Annotated in this window: 11 protein-coding genes; 5 read left to right on the top strand and 6 right to left on the bottom strand. The window is 66.7% G+C overall.

Annotated elements, in window-relative coordinates; genetic code table 11:
• Nucleotides 1-251: 251 nt before the first annotated feature.
• Together BUC15_RS04570 and BUC15_RS04565 are read right to left on the bottom strand one after the other, a co-directional pair.
• Complete coding sequence (locus BUC15_RS04570; protein ID WP_073186359.1) at nt 252-1,103, bottom strand: acyl-CoA thioesterase; 852 nt, start codon at nt 1,101-1,103, stop codon at nt 252-254.
• Entirely contained in the window at nt 1,104-2,930 is a 1,827-nt protein-coding gene (locus tag BUC15_RS04565; protein ID WP_073186358.1) for an AMP-dependent synthetase/ligase, read from the bottom strand.
• 114 nt (nt 2,931-3,044) lie between these two features.
• Here BUC15_RS04565 and BUC15_RS04560 point away from each other — a divergent pair, with 114 nt between their 5' ends.
• The 5 genes from BUC15_RS04560 (at nt 3,045) to BUC15_RS04540 (ending at nt 11,837) form a co-directional block, all read left to right on the top strand.
• Complete coding sequence (locus tag BUC15_RS04560) at nt 3,045-3,500, top strand: MarR family winged helix-turn-helix transcriptional regulator (protein ID WP_073186357.1); 456 nt, start codon at nt 3,045-3,047, stop codon at nt 3,498-3,500.
• Complete coding sequence (locus BUC15_RS04555) at nt 3,445-6,309, top strand: FAD-binding and (Fe-S)-binding domain-containing protein (protein ID WP_084189358.1); 2,865 nt, start codon at nt 3,445-3,447, stop codon at nt 6,307-6,309. Before BUC15_RS04560 ends, BUC15_RS04555 begins: the two co-directional genes overlap by 56 nt.
• 261 nt (nt 6,310-6,570) lie before the next feature.
• Nucleotides 6,571-10,206 carry a beta-glucosidase gene (locus tag BUC15_RS04550; RefSeq protein WP_073186355.1) on the top strand — a complete coding sequence of 1,212 codons (3,636 nt, stop codon included), beginning with the start codon at nt 6,571-6,573 and terminating at the stop codon, nt 10,204-10,206.
• Nucleotides 10,207-10,420: 214 nt separating this feature from the next.
• Entirely contained in the window at nt 10,421-10,912 is a 492-nt protein-coding gene (locus BUC15_RS04545; protein WP_073186354.1) for an RNA polymerase sigma factor, read from the top strand.
• Nucleotides 10,905-11,837: a hypothetical protein gene (locus BUC15_RS04540; RefSeq protein WP_073186353.1), complete on the top strand. Its 933-nt coding sequence runs from the start codon at nt 10,905-10,907 to the stop codon at nt 11,835-11,837. The genes BUC15_RS04545 and BUC15_RS04540 overlap by 8 nt, the downstream gene beginning before the upstream one ends.
• Before the next feature lie 12 nt (nt 11,838-11,849).
• On the opposite strand, the gene ettA is transcribed toward BUC15_RS04540, so the two are convergent.
• From ettA to BUC15_RS04520, 4 genes are all read right to left on the bottom strand, one after another.
• Nucleotides 11,850-13,529, bottom strand: a complete 1,680-nt coding sequence (gene ettA / locus BUC15_RS04535) for an energy-dependent translational throttle protein EttA (RefSeq protein WP_073186352.1) — start codon at nt 13,527-13,529, stop codon at nt 11,850-11,852.
• A 67-nt stretch (nt 13,530-13,596) separates the two neighbouring features.
• Nucleotides 13,597-15,195: a GTPase gene (locus BUC15_RS04530; protein ID WP_073186351.1), complete on the bottom strand. Its 1,599-nt coding sequence runs from the start codon at nt 15,193-15,195 to the stop codon at nt 13,597-13,599.
• A complete protein-coding gene (locus tag BUC15_RS04525) occupies nt 15,192-16,907 on the bottom strand; it encodes a GTPase family protein (RefSeq protein WP_139280088.1) in 1,716 nt (571 codons plus the stop codon). The genes BUC15_RS04530 and BUC15_RS04525 overlap by 4 nt, the downstream gene beginning before the upstream one ends.
• 5 nt (nt 16,908-16,912) lie before the next feature.
• Entirely contained in the window at nt 16,913-18,478 is a 1,566-nt protein-coding gene (locus BUC15_RS04520; protein ID WP_084189357.1) for a PrsW family intramembrane metalloprotease, read from the bottom strand.
• Between the last annotated feature and the right edge of the window lie 11 nt (nt 18,479-18,489).

Raw genomic sequence — 18,489 nt, 5'->3', positions numbered from 1 at the left:
GGACTCGATGCACGGACAGCACGGTTTTATCGTTCAATCGTCCAACGAACCCGTAATAGTGCTCAACGGCGCCTCCACCGTCCAGGCCTCCCGCACCGCCGTCCAGACTCCCGCGTACCGCCGTCAGAGCCCTGCCACGGGTGCAGCAATGAGCACTATCCCGGACTCGATCCGCGACACGCCGTAAGTAGGCGTCCTTTCGACAAGCGAACCCGCAATAGTGCTCAACGCCAGACCCGCCCCGCGCCCCGTCAACCGGCGACGAGATGAGCAGCCAACCGGGAGCGGGTCTCCGCGCCCAGGTCGACGGGGCGACCAGACATGTCAGACGAGACCAGCACCGTCCTCGCCCTGACCAAGACCTCATCCGAATCGGGGTCGATCAACTCGGTGGCCAAGGTGATCGACGTGCCTCCCAACTTCACCGGAGCGACCCGCGCGACGTACGGCTCGATCCGGTGCCCGATCTGGGCCACGTAGTCGACGTCCTGGCGCACCACGAGCCACATCCGGTCGCTGCCCTGCGTGCCCACCCTCGCCATCGCCGGGTCCCATCCGGTGGTGGCGGTGATCCTGGCCTGCTGGACGTAGTCGAACACCATCGCGTTGTTGACGTGCCCGTAGGAGTCGAGGTCGGACCACCGCACCTTGATCGAAACCGGGGTGCCGCGCCCGTTCAGGGACGGCGCCTCGACGGTGCGCAGCGACCCCGCGTCGATCCGGTGCCCCGCGAAGAACCCACGGTGGTCAGGCTGCAACCGAACGGGGCTCTGCAGGTCGAAGTCGAACGCACACAGCACCGTCCGGGCGACCACGGCGACCCGATCGGACTGCCGCAACTCGTAGGCGACCTCGAGCCGCGAAGCGCCCAACTGGCTGATGCCGAGTTCGACCGTGACGGGGTCGTCGCGGTATTCGACGGGCCGGTGGTACTCAAGCTCGTGCGACACGACGACGATCCCGCTGTCCAGCAACGGCGAGGCCGACCCTGAGCGCAGAAACGCGACACGCGCCTCCTGCAGATAGTCGACGATGACGGCATTGTTGACGTGACCCTGAGCGTCGAGGTCCGACCAGCGCAGCGAGCAGCGGTACCCGAACACTCAGTCTTCCTGCGGGTATAGCTTGGCTACAAGGTCGGCATAGCGCTCGGCGACCACGCCTCGGCGGATCTTCATGTTCGCCGTCACCCCAGAGTTCTCGACCGTCAGCTCATGGTCGAGGATCGCGAACTTCTTGACGGTTTCCCAACGCTCCAGCTTGGCATTGACCCTCTCCATCGCGCGTTCGATGGAGGCGTGGATCTCGGGTCGCTGCGACAGCTCGGCGTAGCTGCCCTGGATGCCTCGCTTGTCTGCCCACTTCTGGAGCAGCGTTGGGTCCAGCACGACCAGCGCCGAGACGTACTTGCGACCATCGCCGACTGCGATCGACTGCGCGATGTAGGGGATGTTGGCCTGGATCGCGCTCTCGACCTTCTGCGGGGCGACGAACTTGCCGCCAGAGGTCTTGAAGAGGTCCTTCTTGCGGTCGGTGATCCTGATGTGGCCACTCGGCAGGATCTCGGCGATGTCTCCAGTGTGGTACCAGCCGTCGACGAACGTCTCGGCGCTCTGCTCGGGGAGGTTGTGGTACCCAGGCGAGATGATCGGCCCACGTAGCAGGAGCTCCCCGTCATCTGCGACCTTCGCGTCGATGCCAGGAATCTGCCGACCGACAGTGCCGAGGTGCGGATCCCGCCAGTGGTCGACGCCAGCGATGGCGCTGGTCTCGGTGGCACCGTAGCCCTCGACGATGAGGATGCCTGCCGCGTAGAACCACTTCTGCACCTGGGGGCTCAGCTTGGCCGCTCCCGAGACCATGAACTTGATCCGCCCGCCCAGCTTTGCCTTCAGCTTCGAAAAGACGAGCTTGTCCGCGAGCTTGTACTGCACGGCGAGCAGCCCTTTGAGCTCCCGGCCCGCGAGACGGTCGTCGATGGTCTTGTAGCCGACCGAGAACGCCCAGTGGGAGATCCTGGCCTTCAACCCGGTGTTGCCGGTCAGGACGGCGCCGCGGACCTTCTCGAAGATGCGCGGGGCGCCGCACATGATGGTCGGGTTCACCTCTCCGAGCCCTTGGACGATGTGGTCGATCCGCCCGTCGACGGCCGTGCAGAACCCGATCGAAAGCTGACAGGCGATCAGCGCCTTGCCGAACACGTGGCTGAGCGGGAGCCAGAGGTAGTGGAGATCGTCCTCTCCCAGAAGCTCCAGGTGCTGGACGCCGACGCCCTCGTAGACCCATGAGATGTGATTGAGCCGAACCCCCTTTGGGCGACCGGTCGTGCCGGAGGTGTAGATGAGGGTGGAAAGCGAATCGCGGTTGGTCGACGCGATGGAATCCTCCACCGCTTGTGGATGCTCGGCGAGGTGACCGACCCCCAGCTTCAGCAGTTGCTCGTAGGACAAGACGCGGTCGTCGAGCGTGACGCCTTCGGTGTCGAGCACCACGATGGTGTGGATCTGGGCGGTCAGCTGCTGGTCGTCGACGACCTTGGCAAGCTGCTTCGCGTCCTCAGCGACCAGGATCTTCGTGCCTGAGTCGGCGAGGATGTAGTCGACCTCCTCGGCGCCGGTGTTCGGGTAGACAGTCGTCGTGGCTCCAGCGGCGAGCGCGATCGCCAGGTCGAGCAGGATCCATTCCAGCCTCGTGTTGGAGCAGATTGCCACCCGCTCCTCATAGTTGAGTCCACGGGCCAGCAGGCCTGCGGCGAGTCTGTCGATGATGGCGCTCGACTCCCGCCAGGTGAAGGACTTCCATGTGTTGGGGCCGTCGGCGCCGTCAGGGGCCATGAACGCGGGCTTGTCCGGGGTCGCCTCGACCCTCTGCCTGAGCATGTCGCCCACGCTTGTAGGGGCATTTGCTAGGAGTTGTTCGCGGATCGACATCTTTGACCATTCCTTCGGCTGTCCTGACGAGTTACCGGCAAGACTAACGTGAATGGAGTAGGTCTTGGGGCAACGACATGCTTGAAATCTAAAGCATGTGGTACCATCATCGACATGTCTGAACCGGTTGCAGGCTGGCTCGACGAAAGCCAGCAACGCGTCTGGCGGAGCTACCTCCTGGCCAAGGCGCACATCGAAGAGTACCTTGACGCCGAACTGCGTCGCTTCAACCTCAGCCTCTCCGAGTATGAGTTGCTCGTCCGACTGAGCGAGTCACCTGACCACACCATCCGCATGGGCGAACTGGCGGCGTCGGTCGGCCACTCCCGCTCCCGCCTGACCCACACCGTCAAGCGCATGGAGCAGGCCGGCTACGTGACGCGCACCTCCTGCGCCGCCGACGGGCGCGGGGTCCAGGCGACGATGACAGAGATGGGCTTCCAACTCCTGAAGCAGGCGGCCCCAGCCCACGTCGACTCCGTCCGGCGCGTCTTCGTCGACGCCATCTCACCCGATGATTTCACCGCACTCGGGCGCGCGATGCAGGAGGTCCTGGCGGTGGCAGACTAGGACGGTGACCATCACCGCCACCTCGCCCCATGCCCGCCTGTTGGACCGGTTGGGTGACCTCGCGGAGATAGTCGACACCTCCAACCTCACCCGCGCGCTGTACTCCAGCGACGCCTCGCTCTACCGGGTGCAGCCCGACGCCGTGGCCCACCCGCGCACACCCGATGAGTTGATCACGCTCGTGCGCGCGGCGCTCGACGTCGGCGTCCCGATCACCGCGCGTGGCGCGGGCACCTCGTGCGCGGGCAACGCCGTCGGCCCAGGCCTTGTGATCGACGTAGCCCGCCACCTCAACCGGATCCACTCGATCGACCCCGAGACCCGGACGGCGGTCATCGACCCCGGCGTCGTCCAGGACCAGTTGCAGCAGGCCGCTCGCCCGTTCGGGCTCAGGCTCGGGCCCGACCCATCGACCTCGAACCGCTGCACGGTCGGCGGCATGATCGGCAACAACGCCTGCGGCCCGCGCGCCCTCGGGTACGGGCGCATGGCCGACAATGTCGTCAGCCTCGACGTCGTCACCGGCAATGGCGATCTCATCACGCTCGGCACCGACGACGTGCCCGAATTGCGCACCCTGGTCGCGGCGAATCTCGGCATCATCCGCACCGAGTTCGGCACCTTCATCAGGCAGGTCTCCGGCTACTCACTTGAGCATCTCCTGCCTGAGAAGGGCTTCGACACCGCCAAGTTCTTCTCCGGCACCGAGGGCACCCTCGGCGTCATCGTCCGGGCGACCGTCCGGCTCGTCGCGGATGCACCGGAGCGACTGATGGTCGCCCTCGGCTATCCGGCCATGGCCGACGCGGGGGATGACATCTCGAACCTCCTGCGCTTCAAGCCGACCGCGTGCGAGGGACTGGACCGCCGGATCGTCGACGTCGTCGCCGCCAAGATCGGACCCGAAAGCGTCGCCGGCCTGCCCGCGGGAGACGGCTGGATGTTCCTTGAGGTCGTCGGCGACGATCCCGCCGAGGTGCGCTCCCGCGCCGAGGCCGTGGTGCAGGCGTCCGCCGCTACCGAGGGGCAGGTCATCGAGGACCCGGCGAGGGCTGCCCAACTCTGGAAGATCCGGGCCGACGGCGCCGGCCTGGCTGGGGTGAGCCTCGCCAAACCCGCCTACGGCGGATGGGAGGACGCGGCCGTCCCACCGCAACACCTGGGTCAATACCTGCGTGAGTTCGACAAGCTTCTGGAACGACACAACCTCCACGGCCTCCCGTACGGGCATTTCGGTGACGGTTGCGTCCACTGCCGCATCGACTTCCCGCTCACCGACCGCGACGGCGCCGCCCGCTACAAGGACTTCGTCGAGGAGGCGGCTGTCCTGGTCGCCCGCTTCGGCGGGTCGATGTCCGGGGAGCACGGCGACGGCCGCGCCCGCTCCGCGCTGCTGCCACACATGTACTCGCCTGCGGCGATCGAACTGTTCGGGCAGGTCAAACACATCTTCGACCCGCGAGGCCTGCTCAATCCGGGGGTCCTGGTCGATCCCGCCCCGGTCGAACAGGACCTGCGGATGGTCGCCGTCAGCCGATCGCCTCTTTCGTCGAGCGCTGCGGAGTTCGTCGAGGCCGTCCATCAGTGCTCCGGGGTGGGCAAGTGCCTGGCCGACACGACCGGCACCGGCGGGGTGATGTGCCCGAGCTTCCAGGCCACCCGAAATGAGAAGGATTCGACTCGCGGGCGTTCCCGGGTGCTGCAGGAGATGGTCAACGGGTCGCTGATCACGCAGGGTTGGCGCTCCCCCGAGGTGCACGCGGCACTCGACCTGTGCCTGTCGTGCAAGGGCTGCGCCCGCGATTGTCCTACCGGGATCGACATGGCCGCCTACAAGGCCCGCGTCACCCACGAGACCTACAAGGGTCGGTTGCGGCCGCGCAACCACTACGCGCTCGGATGGTTGCCGCGTTGGGGTCGGCTGATCACCACCATCCCGGGGCTCGGGAAACTGATCAACGTGGTCGGGCGCACCCCCGTGCTCGGGCGCGCCCTTCGCTGGGGGGCCGGAGTGGACCGCCGCCGCGAGATCCCCCAGTTCGCCTCCCGCGCCGCACGTTCCCGGCCTATCAGGTCATCCGGCGGAGCGCCCGCGAAATCGAAGGGTCGCGTTCTGATCTGGGTCGACTCGTTCTCCGACTGCTTCGAGTCGACGACGTTCGCCGCCATGGCCCAACTCCTGGTCCGGCTCGGTTACGAACCGGAGGTGTTGCGCGAGACGGCCTGCTGTGGGCTGACCTGGATCTCGACCGGCCAACTCGATGGTGCAAGGCGTCAACTCTCCAACGCCGCCGCGGTGATGGCAACCTTCGTCGAGGCCGGTGTGCCGATCGTCGGCGTCGAGCCATCGTGTACCGCGGTGTGGCGCAGCGACGCCCCCGAACTGCTGCCAGACGACCCGAACGTCGCCGCCTTGGACGGTGCGGTGCTCACGTTGGCCGAGTTCCTGGAGAGCGACTCCGACTTCACACCTCCGGATCTGAGCGGCCACACGATCGTCGCGCAACCGCACTGCCACCACGCGTCCGTACTCGGGTGGGCGAAGGACCGGGCGATCCTGGAGTCGACCGGCGCCGACCTGGTCGTCGTCGGCGGTTGCTGTGGGCTGGCGGGCAACTTCGGCGTCGAGCGTGGGCACCACGAGGTCAGCGTCAAGGTGTTCGAGCATGATCTCGGCCCCGCCGTCGAGGCGCACCCCGACGCGATCGTGCTCGCGGACGGGTTCTCGTGCCAGACGCAACTGACGTCACTCGCAGGCAGGGCGTCGATGTCGTTGGCGGAACTGTTGGCCACGCACGACGCTGGTTGATGAAGCAGCCGTCGAGCGCCCCCCTGGACCCACGAGAAACGTTGCCCGAATCGGCATAGCCATCTCGCTTTTTTCTCGCATTTGGTGGGAAAACGTCAGCATCGCCACAGTTCTCGATTGACAGTCGGTTTATCCCTAACGTACGCTCATCCCACCGCATCCCACCCAACGTCGGGTCGCTCGCTCATATCCAGCGGTGCGCATGGTGCTCAGAGAGGAGCCATACGTAAGAGGTCGAATCAGAATCGCAGGGGCTGGGGGGTGGTCATCCCGCTGGCGCTTGCCGCAACACTGTGCGTAGGAACATTGCCGGCTCAGGCCGCCACCACCAACCCCAATCCGAGTTCGCGGGAGACCGCGCACGCCAAGCTGTCCCGCCGGGCGGCCACCGAAGGCATGGTGCTGCTGGACAACACCGGGGGCGCCCTGCCCATCGCCGACAACGGCAACGTCGCTCTCTTCGGGGTCGGCGCGTACGCCACGGTAAAGGGCGGAACCGGCTCGGGCTCGGTGAACAACCGGGCCACCGTCGACGTCCGCACCGGCCTGGAGAAGGCCGGGTACAAGGTCACCACCAGCCCCGTCTATTACGACGCCATGGTCGATGCCGTGGACAACGCGTCGGGATCTGGCGGAATCTTCGGGTCGATCGACTACGCGTCCCTGGAGCAGGCACTCACCTCGACAACCGTCCAGCCCACAGCGGCGACCGACACCGCCCTGTTCATCGTCGCCCGCAACTCCGGCGAGGGCAGCGATCGTAGCGCCAGCAAGGGAGACTTCTACCTAAACGACATCGAGGCTGCCAACCTCAGGCTGCTCGGTCAGACCTACTCAAAGGTCGTCGTCGTCCTCAACACGGGCGGCATCGTGGACACGGAGTTCTTCAAGGACATCAACGCCGATGTCCAGGACCCGAACGGGGGCCAAGCCCTGGATTCACTGTTCCTGATGTCACAGGCGGGCCAAGAGTCCGGCCACGCCCTGGTTGACGTCCTATCCGGCGATGTGACCCCTTCGGGAAAGCTCACCGACTCGTGGGCTGCCAACTACGACTACTACCCCGCCTCGGAGACCTTCGCGGGCAATGACGGCGACACCCTGCACGAGGAGTACTCGGAAGGGATCTACGTCGGCTACCGTTACTTCGACTCCTTCTACAAGACGCTCAGCTCCGACCCGGCCACCGTCGTCAACTATCCGTTCGGGTTCGGGCTCTCCTACACCGACTTCAAGATCGATCCTGGCAAGGTCACGGTTTCGGACGGTCGCATCAACGTGGCCGCGAAGGTAACCAACACCGGCACGAAGGCCTCCGGCAAGGAAGTCGTCCAAGTTTACTTCTCCGCGCCGCAGTCCGGCCTTGACAAGCCCTATCAGGAGCTCGCGGGCTATGCGAAGACCGACAACCTCGCCCCGGGGCAGTCGCAGAGCGTCACCGTCAGCTTCGACATCTTCGAGTTGTCCTCCTACGACGAGGCGACGGCCGCCTACGTGGTTGAGAAGGGCGACTATGTGATCCGGGTGGGCAACTCCTCGCGGAACACCGCTGTGGCCGCGGTCCTGCCGGTCAGCACCACCAAAGTGGTTGAGCAGCTAACCAACCAGTACAACGATGTCGCGCCAGCCACCGAGTTGGTCTCGGACCCGGCGGACTTCTACAGCTACGCCGACGAGGCCGAGCAGATCGCGGCGGCTCCGCGCGTCACGCTCCCGTCGTCTGCCATCCCGTTCGAGGACAATTCCTCACCGTTCGACCAGGACGTCGCCGTCGGCACCGATTCGCCGTACTACGACATCGACAAGAGCCCGATCTCCTCGGTCGACGTCTATCTCGACCCTGATCAGGACGACTGGGAAGGCACCGGGGGTGCCTACCCCACAAAGACCGGCGAGAACGTCGTCGCAACAGAGACGAACCCGGAGTGGACCCTCTACGACGTCTACCGTGGCACCGTCACGATGCAGGAGTTCGTGGCCAGCCGCAGGCTCGAGGAGTTGGCCAACATCGTGGAAGGCACCCCGTCAGGCGGTTCGATCACGTCCGTCGTCGGCGCTGCCGGGTACACGACCTCTCGGTACGAGGATCTCGGCATCGCAGGGATGAGCCTGGTCGACGGACCGGCGGGGGTTCGCGTCACGAACACGCTGGCGACAAACCCGGTCAGCTACCAGTGGGCCACCGCATTCCCGATCGGAACGCTGCTCGCCCAGACGTTCGACCGCGCGCTTGTGGAAGAGGTCGGCGAGGCCGTCGGCGACGAGATGGCCGAGTTCGAGGCCACCGTCTGGCTGGCGCCGTCGTTCAACCTGCACCGCGACCCGCTCAACGGCCGCAACTTCGAATACCTGTCCGAGGATCCGCTGGCTTCCGGTCTGGTGGCGGCGGCACTGACTGAAGGCGTCCAGAGCGTGCCGGGCAGGGGCGTGTCCGTCAAGCACTTCGCCGCGAACAACCAGGAGAGCGACCGGAACACCACCGACTCGATCATCGGCGAGCGGGCGCTCCGCGAGATGTACCTGCGTGGGTTTGAGATCGTCGTGAAGCAGGCTCAGCCCATGACGGTGATGAGTTCCTACAACAAGATCAACAACACCTACACCGCCGGGGATTACGACCTCCTCACGGATCTACTGCGCGGCGAGTGGGGATTCAAGGGCCTCGTCATGACCGACTGGGGCGGCATCCGCGCCGGTGCCGTCAACACGATGTATGCGGGCAATGACCTCATCACCCCGGGCAACAATCCCGAGGAGATGATCAACGCCTCTCTGAAGAACACGCCCCGCATCGACGTCAACGGGCTTCCGGTCCACCGGCAGATCGAGCAGTTGATGGGAACCTTCCTCTGGGTCCAGCACCGCTGGGGGTTCAACTCGCTGATCCCGTCCGCCACTGGTACCGAAACCGTCGCTACCACGGTGGACGCCACAACCGATCTCAGCCAGGTGCCCGCCTCGGTGGTTGTGACCGCGGATGCGATCAACAACGAGGTCGTGACTCATCGGGATCCGTACACCTCTGTCAACGAGGCTTACGAAGAGGTCGCGACGATCCTCGACGCAGCTGGCGACAGCTGGGGCGCGACGATGACGTCGGCCGAGGCCGCTGGTGTCACTTTGAGCGGCATCGTGCGGGAGGACCCGGCCGACGACTCAAGCCCGGTCGTCTCGTACACGGTCACCGTGCGGGGAGACTATCCGGCCGCCGGCTACACGATGCGACTCGGTGACCTGCAACGCAGTGCGGCCAACGTGCTCAACGTGGTCATGCATTCGGCACCGTTCGAGCATCTGGCTGACGCCAATGGCGTAAGTGGAATCAATGTGGGTCCCTACGCCGACCAGTTCGACAACCTGCACGAGTTCATGGTCACGGGTCTCGGCAAGGTAACCGATCCGGAGACGAAGCCGAGCCCGATGCCTCAACCGACGGTGACCGTCACGGCCCGTCCCGAGATCGGCTTCACCCCGCAGCGGCCCTACGAGGTTCCCGGCTATCACGAGATTAACGGGCGTCGCTGGTATACCGAATGCGAGTACTACTCACAGACGGTGCGCTGTCGCACCAACATCTGGTCGACTGTGGTGCGCTACGAGGCGGGTGGCAAGTTCGTGACCGAGACAGGTTGGCACTTCAACAACCTGACGTACCTGCCGTACATGAAGCGGGCGCAGTGGGCTGACAACCCGCTTGGGAAGACGGGGACCTTCACGTCGTCTGGCCGCAACTGGCGCACCGAGTGCGACACTGCGGCGACTGGGCGCGGTGCGTGCCGAAGCTACGCCTGGGTGACCAACGTCGTTGAGACCCGGAAGGACAGCGCGGGGGCGACCCGGTACGTGCCCGTCAGCAAGTGGGTGTTCAACAACATCGTCCGGTTCCGGGCGAACTGATTTCATCCTCCTAGAACGGCCGGGGGCGGACCTTCAAGGTCCGCCCCCGGCCGTCTGCCGCGCAACACCGTCTCCCAACTTGAGCTGGGAAGCTGCGCCGGAATCGGCCTGATTTCCCAGAACCTCAATGTGACCGCACTTATCCGCTGAGAATCGAGGTGCAACCACACCCCAGCCCGGTGCGTATAGAGGGTGTAGACGGGAAGGAGGCTCCATGGACGAGGACCAGTTCGACCGCTTCTATGCGGCGTCGTTCGGCCGGGTGGTCGGCGCCATCTATGCGATGTGCGGAAACCTGACCGAGGCGCAGGACTGCGTACAGGAGGCCTTCATCCGAGCCTGGGACCACAGGCGCAAGCTCGACCTTGCCAACAGCCCCGAGGCTTGGGTCCGGACCACGGCCTACCGACTGGCCGTCAGCCGCTGGCGAAAGGCGAGGCGCGCCTTCCGCCAACCCGACCGGGCGCTCGAACACGCCCGCGACCTGGAACCCACCCCGGACCGGATAGTGCTCGAAGCGGCTCTCGCCAAGCTACCCGAGGACCAGAGACGTGCCATCGTCCTGTATCACCTGTGCGACCTGAGCATCGCCCAGGTCGCGGAAGAGGTCGGTTCGCCGACCGGCACCGTCAAGGCGCGGCTGTCCCGCGGCCGCGCCACGCTGGCGCAGTTGCTCAATCCCGAGGTGGAGGTCCGCCATGCCTGAACGCATTCCCCAACTGGATCGTCTGGCGGCGGCAGGAAAGGAGGCCCCCATGCTCCCACCGAGCGAGATCCGACGCCGCGGAAACCGGCGCCGTGCGGGTCGCTACCTGGGCACCGCCGCCGGGGTCGCCGCGCTGGCCATCATCGCCGGGGTCGCCGTGTGGCAGAGCCCGCTCCTCGACGACCGAAGCGGACCCGACTGGGCCGGCCCTTCACCCTCCCCCACCGCGTCTCCGACAGCCACGCCGACTCCCCCACCCACACCGACGACCGTGCCGCCCACACCTTCGACGCCAGGTTCACCCGTAGCACCCGAAGTGCCGAGCGTGACCCCGCCAGGCTGGGCCAACGTCCCCACCGCCGATCTGCTGCTCGACCCCCAGGTGACCGGCGAGGTCAAGGCAGAGCATGAGCCGCCCCCCGGGGTCGCCATCGGCCTGTGCGACCCGGGTGACTACGGCTCCCCCTCGACGTTCCTGGTCCGCGAGCTGGGCTTGGCCGGAGACGCCTACCCGACCGACGTGTGGGCCGTGGTGCTCGGATACCCGAGCGTCGACGCGGCGACCGCCGGATTCGACACGATCAACGACGCGGCCATCAACTGCGCCGGGCAACTGGAGGACGCCGGCCTGACCGATGCCCGGATCCAGGACCATTCCGATGACGTGGTGCTGAACCCGGACATCGTCGACGCCGAACCCGTGAGGGTCGGCTACTCGTTCGGCTTCGGGCTGATCCCGGAAGACGCTTACGACACCGGCCGATGGACCGAGTCGACTGTGCTCCAGGCAGGCGAACGGGTGATGTGGATCACCACCACGTTCGACGGGCAGGACTTCAACTGTTCGGTCGCGCCCGACCCGGACGCCCAGCAGTGCCTCCGCCCAGCGGCGGTGCCCAGCCTCCTGACGCTTCTGGTCGAGTGAACAGCAGGCGGGTCAGCGGGTCAGGCGACGGTGCGACGACGACTTCGGACGCGAAGCCTCCGGCCCGAGCCTGGCGACCTTGTTCTCCTCGTAATCGGCGAAGTTGCCCTCGAACCAGTACCAGTTCGACGGGTCCTCATCCGTGCCCTCCCAGGCAAGGATGTGCGTGGCCACACGGTCGAGGAACCAGCGGTCGTGGGAGATCACGACGGCGCACCCCGGGAAGTCGAGCAGCGCATCCTCCAACGACTGCAGCGTCTCGACATCCAGGTCGTTGGTCGGCTCATCGAGTAGCAGAACGTTGCCGCCCTGCTTCAGCGTGAGCGCCAGGTTCAGCCGGTTCCGCTCGCCACCCGACAGGACACCTGCCAGCTTCTGCTGGTCCGGGCCCTTGAAGCCGAACGACGCTACGTAGGCACGCGACGGCATCTCGAAGTTGGCGACCTTGATGTAATCTAGGCCATCCGAGACGACCTCCCACACGTTCTTCTTGGCGTCGAGGCCCGCACGGTTCTGGTCGACATAGCTGAACGAGACCGTCTCGCCGACCTTGACGCTGCCAGCGTCGGGCTGTTCGAGCCCGGTGATCGTCTTGAACAGCGTCGTCTTGCCGACGCCGTTCGGACCGATGATGCCGACGATGCCGGCGCGCGGCAGCGTGAACGAAAGATCCTTGATCAGGACGCGGTCGCCGAAGCCCTTCTTCAGGTTCTTCACGTCCAGGACGACCGACCCCAGGCGCGGGCCGGGCGGGATGTTGATCTCGGCCAGGTCGACGGCGCGGTTACGCTCCGCCTCTGCTGCCAGTTCCTCGTAGCGTGCGAGACGCGCCTTGCTCTTGGCCTGGCGAGCCTTCGGGTTGGAGCGCACCCACTCGAGTTCCTTCTCGAGGATCTTGGCGCGCTTGGCGTCCTTCTTGCCCTCGATCTGGAGCCGCTGCCGCTTGGTCTCCAGGTAGGTTGAATAGTTGCCCTCGTAAGGGTGCAGGCGCCCGCGGTCGATCTCGCAGATCCATTCCGCGACGTTGTCGAGGAAGTAGCGGTCGTGTGTGACGGCCAGCACGGCACCCTGGTAGCTCTTGAGGTGCTTCTCAAGCCAGTCGACCGATTCGGCGTCGAGGTGGTTGGTAGGCTCGTCCAGGAGCAGCAGGTCGGGTGCCTCGAGCAGCAGCTTGCACAGCGCGACCCGGCGTCGTTCGCCACCGGAGAGCACGCTCACCGGCGTGTCGGCCGGCGGGCACTGGAGGGCGTCCATCGCCTGCTCCAGCATCGAGTCGATCTCCCACGCGTTGCGGTGCTCGAGCTCGGTCTGCAGCCGCCCCATCTCGTCCATCAGTGCATCGAAGTCGGCGTCCGGCTCGGCCATGGCCATGCCGATCTCGTCGTAGCGGCCGAGCATCGCCTTGGTCTCGGCGACCGCGAGTTCGACGTTCTCGATGACCGTCTTATCCTCGTCGAGCGGCGGCTCCTGCAGCAGGATGCCGACGGTGGCGCCCTTCTGGAGGTTCGCCTCGCCGTTGTTGGGCCGGTCGAGGCCCGCCATCAGCTTGAGCATCGTCGACTTGCCCGCGCCGTTCGGGCCCACGACGCCGATCTTGGCGCCTGGGTAGAACGACAACGTGACGTCGTCGAGGATGACCTTGTCGCCGACCGTCTTGCGGACGTTGTACATGGTGTAGATGAACTCAGCCACTGTGAGCAGATCCCTTCGGGTTGACCGCAGGCAAGTATGCCAGCTTGCCCGCGTGGGGCCGAACGCGTCAGTGAAGGATGCGGTCGAGGGCCTTCCGGGCGGCGACGTAGCGTGCCATCTCGGCCTCGGCAGGGGCGACGATCCGGCTCCGTGCGACCTCGGCGACCGCGGCGTCCAACGATTTCCGGGCCCGACGCGCCGCGTCGAGTGCGGTTGCGCCGATGATCAGCTGTGAGCAGACGCTGAGCAGCACCCCCGCGAGGAGCCCGCCGAGCGAAAGGATGGTCGGAAGCGGCACACGGAACCCACCCTCGGGGCCGATCGGCACCATGCCGAGGCCGGGCAACCCGAAGTAGCCGAGCAGCCCGTTGACCGTGAGCCAGCCGAGGCCGACGACGACGGCGGCGATGAGCAGCCACTGCAGCGCCCGGATCACCCCCCACCAGATTGGGGGCCGGGCGACCTTGAGGTCGACGGCCACGACGGCCCGGTCGAGTTCGTCTGGCAGCCCACGTGTCGCGGCGTGGACGACGGCGGTGATCGACCGACTCCACGTGGCCGTCATCCCCTCCCCCAACTCCTGCGAGAATGCCCGAAGCCCCGTCGCCAGGTGTGCGTCCGCGGCCACCGACCTCGGCGGTAGCGAACTGCGGGTCAGCACGGGTGCCTCACCCGGCGTTTTCTCGGGGCCACCCAGACGCAGCCGCTTCAGCGGGTCGGGGCGCAGCCGTCCGAGCCATTTGACCAGGGGCCAACCGGTGGCCAGCTGGCCACGGTACCGCACCGAGTCTCTGACGGCGTCGACGACGACGGGCACCCCCGCGGCGGCCGACAGTTGCGCATTGAGCCTGCTCACCGTCTCCTTCTCGACCTTCCCTGTCGGCCCGTGCCCGACCTCCGGGTCGAACCGGCTGGCCGCAACCGCGACGTCGGCGGCGAGCCGCTGGGCTGCCGCCCGTTTACCGCCGGCCAGGACGACGAGTCGTTCGCGGAGGTCGTCGACCCCCATGCCGGTCAGGGCGCTGGTCGCCAGCAGCGGCACCCCGTGCAGGCCATCGGCGTCCAGCAGCCTGCGGATGTGGGCCAGGCACTGCTCAAGTTGATCCGGCGGCAGGAGGTCGGCCTGGTTGAGCACGACGGTGATCACGTCACGGTGCCGGGCCAACGGGCGCAGGTAACGCTGATGAATGGCGGCGTCGGCGTACTTCTGCGGGTCGAGGACCCAGATGAACTGGTCGACCAGCCCGACCATCCGGTCGACCTCGTCGCGGTGCCGGCCAGAGAATGAGTCGTGGTCGGGCAGGTCCAACAGCACGACATCCGTCAGGCCCGGGATTGGCGGTTTCGCCTCGCGTCGACGCTCGACGCCGATCAGGTCGAGCAGGTCGGGATTGGTGGCGGTGAAGCTCACGGCCAACGTCTTCGAGGTGGTGGGGCGACGGACGCCCTGCTCCGCCAGGCGGGTGCCGCTGAGCGCGTTGAACAAGCTCGATTTGCCCGAACCGGTTGCGCCGGCGAGCGCGACGGTGGTCTGCGGCCCGGCAGCTAGCCGACGCGAGGCGTGCGCCAGCAGCTGGCGGGTATCGCGCACCAGTTCGCCGTCTACACGGCCGTCGACGAGGTCAACCACCTCCGCGAGGGCATCGAGCTTTTCGACCGTCGTCATCTGAGCTCCGGCGCGGTGAGGTCGTCGAACGCCGCCTTCGCCGCCGAACGCAGCTGTGCTGCCGCGGCGCCCAACTTGGCTGCGGCGTCGCCGTCGACGGCGAGCGAGTCGAGGACCGCCCCGAACCTGGCGAGTTCGCCGGCCAGCACCGAATCGATCCTGTCTCGGAGCAGGCGCTGCGCCTCGACCGCGAGCCTGCGCACCTCCTCCTCACCGAAGACCGCCTCAAGGAGGCGCTGCGCCAGCAACGAGGTGCCTCCGGCGATCCCGACCTCCGCGGTCGTCAGGCCGCCGGTGGCGGCGAACACGACGATGATGAGGCAGGCTCCTGCGACGTTGGTGCCGATGGCCAGCAGGCGGGCCTTCATCCTCTTGCCACGGCCCTCTTCCGCAACGAGGCGGAGGATGTCGGACTGCCAGGCACGAACGGCCTCGGCGGCCCGCTCACCAAACTCAGCGGACGCGCGGCTCAGGGACGGTTCGGCCGCAACGATCTCACGCCCCCAGCGGGTGCGGCCCCATGCGGTTGCGGTGTCCTCGGCGGCGCGCTCCCCCGCCTCCACAAGGACGGCGGACAGCGAATCTGAGATCGCGCCCTGCACCGCCTCGGCCTTCTGCTCGCCCCTGAACCAGCCGACGATGCGGTCGCGGATCGCCCCGATACGTTCCTCTATGCCGCGCATGAACTCCCCGGTGCCCACGAGATCCTGCCAGCGGCTGAGGATCTCGCCCCTGAGCATGGTGCCGTCGCTGGCGGCCAAGGCGACCTCAGCCGCGGCATCGCGGTAGGTTGCTTCGGAAATCGAGCGCAGCGCGCTGAGCGCGTCCTCCTGTTGACGCACCCCGTCGATGAGTTCGTCGAGCTGCGGAGCCAGCGAGCGCACCGAACCCGCAAGGGTCTGCACGGCGACCTGCGACCGCGCATCGGAAGCCGACGCGAGGTGGCCGAGCCACTGCCGGATGGCGATGACGTCACCCATGGGGAGCAGCCCGTCGGAGGCGAGCGCACGTTCAGCGACGGCGAAGAGCTTGGCTGACGAGAGCCCGCGTTCGGCGAGCAGCTGCGCCAGGTGACCTGCCACGTCGTTCAGCGCACCGGGTGGGCAGCGGTTGACGATGACGCCGACGACGGTGTTGCGCTGCGCGGCCGCCGCCAGGTAGCCCCAGGGGACGGCGTCGGCGTAACGTGCCGCTGAGGTCACGAACAGCCAGAGGTCGGCCGCGAGCAGCAACTGCTGTGCGAGCGCCCGGTTGATGTCATCGATCGAGTCGATGTCTGGCGCATCCAGTAGCGCGAGGCCTGGCGGTAGCTCCGGGAAAGCGACGATGCGCAGCGCGCGGGAGTCGTGGAATTGGGTGTCGGTGCGCACCAGGCCGGGCAGCACCCGGTCAGAGCGGAACCAGGCTTCGTCGTCGGGATGGCACACCAGCACAGGCGATTTGGTGGTGGGCCTAAGCACGCCGGGCCTGCTGACCTCGACCCGCAGCAGCGAGTTCACCAGGGTCGATTTGCCCGCCCCGGTCGACCCGCCGACGACGGCTAGCAGCGGCGCATCGAGACGGCTTGCTCGGGGCACCAGGTGGTCGCGGACCTCATTGCCGATTGAGCCTGCGAGGGAGCGGAGGGACTCGGCGCCGTCCAGCGGCAACGGGAACTGGGCTGCGGGAATCGTCCGTTCGAGGTTGTCGAAGGCCTCGATAAGCTGTTGCACCCCGCTCATCTCGGGGCCGGCCAGTTTCCTCCGACGCCTGCGGGGCCGGGTGCGGTGGGCGCTGGATAGTGGGACGTCAGCGGCCCAGGACTCTCGCCTGGGAGCAGCTCGGAAGGATAGGCCCGCTTCTTCCTGCGCGGCGGCAGGAGGGGCAGACCCGTGTAGTCGGTCAGCGCCTTCGGGCGCAGCGTCTCGATCTCGTGCAGGATGTCGTGCGCGCGGTCGTCGCCGGGTGCACCGACGGTGCCGCGGGTCATCTTGTCGCGCAGGTAGGCCAACTCGGTGTAGCGGCGCACGAGCTTCGCGGTGTGCCACCACTTCTTCGGGCCCCGGAAGATCGACCAGAACAGCAGACGGGCGCGGCGCAGGGGCCCGCCGAACAGCTCGACCTCACGGGGCCCAATCCAACCCGCGCGCTGGTAGTCGGTGAGCCGGGCCCGGATGATCTGGCCGTTGCCTGCGACGCTGACGATCAGTGAGATGGTGATGACCCCCACCAGCGCCAACGCCATGTACCAGGGCATCATGAGGGCTTCGATGGGGTTGGTCGATGAGAGCCCGTTGAACAGCATGTGCCCGAAGCAGGCGAGCATGAAACCGCCGACCGGGGCGAGCACGCGCACGATCTTGCTGCGCGCGCCGAGCCCGATCGCGAGCCCTGCTCCGGTCATGATCGTGAACAGCGGATGCCCGAAGGAGGTGTAGACGCCGCGCAGCATGACCAGCTCGAGCATCGTCTCGTCGGGGTTGGCGATGGTGATGTCGTTGGTGGCCTGCATCCAGACGCGCGAGTAGTAGAGGATGTTCTCCACGAACGCGAACCCGATGGCCGACAGGCCGGCCAACGCGATGATCGAGAGCCTGGAGACGATCCGGTTGCGCCAGAGGATCACCAGCAGGATCAGCACGGTGGCCTTCGCGAACTCTTCAACGAACGGGGCGGAGAACACGGCTGCGCGGGCCCCGGAGTCGGCGTTGGCTTCACGGGTCGCCATCGCCTGCCCCATCCAGGTGTTGACGTGGAGCGAGAACCAGGTCGAGGCTGCCGCCCCCCACCCGAAGACGAGCAGCCAGACCATGGGTTGGGACGCCCGGAAACGGTCCAGCCAGATGAACAGCACCGAATACGCCAGCGCCGTCCACACCGCGTAGAAGGCGCCCTTGCGGATGGCCTCGTTTGAGATGCCGAGCGATCGGGAACCGTCCTCGAAAACCACGTCCGGGTGCATCATCCAGTACTCGCTGTAGAGCCCGGCGAAGTAGAGCGGAAGCAGGATGAGCGCGAGCCAGAAGACAGGTTTGTCCCTGACCCACCTGCCCGCTCTGGTGAAGTTCAGGAAGAACGGCAGCGCCACCCCAACCACCACGATCGGCACCCAGGCGACCGGCCGCGCCAACACCCAGTGGCGCCACTGGGCCAGGAACAGCGAGGCCACCACCATGACGGCCACCGCCCCGAATGTCGCCCACACCTTGGCGTCGGTGTACCACGGCCGCTGCGAGCCCGACACAACCGCCTTCGGCAGGCCGTTGAGCACCCGCAAGCGGTTCGAGATTCTGGCTTCAGTCATGATGGCCCAAG

It is taken from the genome of Tessaracoccus bendigoensis DSM 12906, assembly GCF_900141915.1.
GTDB classification, from domain to species: domain Bacteria; phylum Actinomycetota; class Actinomycetes; order Propionibacteriales; family Propionibacteriaceae; genus Arachnia; species Arachnia bendigoensis.
This window is presented reverse-complemented; position numbering and strand designations above follow the sequence as displayed.

Excerpts from the sequence above, each read along its gene's own strand:
- BUC15_RS04560 (WP_073186357.1), top strand. The coding sequence starts at position 3,045 with ATGTCTGAACCGGTTGCAGGCTGGCTCGACGAAAGCCAGCAACGCGTC.
- BUC15_RS04530 (WP_073186351.1), bottom strand. The coding sequence starts at position 15,195 with ATGACGACGGTCGAAAAGCTCGATGCCCTCGCGGAGGTGGTTGACCTC.
- BUC15_RS04555 (WP_084189358.1), top strand. The coding sequence starts at position 3,445 with ATGATTTCACCGCACTCGGGCGCGCGATGCAGGAGGTCCTGGCGGTGG.
- BUC15_RS04520 (WP_084189357.1), bottom strand. The coding sequence starts at position 18,478 with ATGACTGAAGCCAGAATCTCGAACCGCTTGCGGGTGCTCAACGGCCTG.
- BUC15_RS04545 (WP_073186354.1), top strand. The coding sequence starts at position 10,421 with ATGGACGAGGACCAGTTCGACCGCTTCTATGCGGCGTCGTTCGGCCGG.
- BUC15_RS04565 (WP_073186358.1), bottom strand. The coding sequence starts at position 2,930 with ATGTCGATCCGCGAACAACTCCTAGCAAATGCCCCTACAAGCGTGGGC.
- BUC15_RS04540 (WP_073186353.1), top strand. The coding sequence starts at position 10,905 with ATGCCTGAACGCATTCCCCAACTGGATCGTCTGGCGGCGGCAGGAAAG.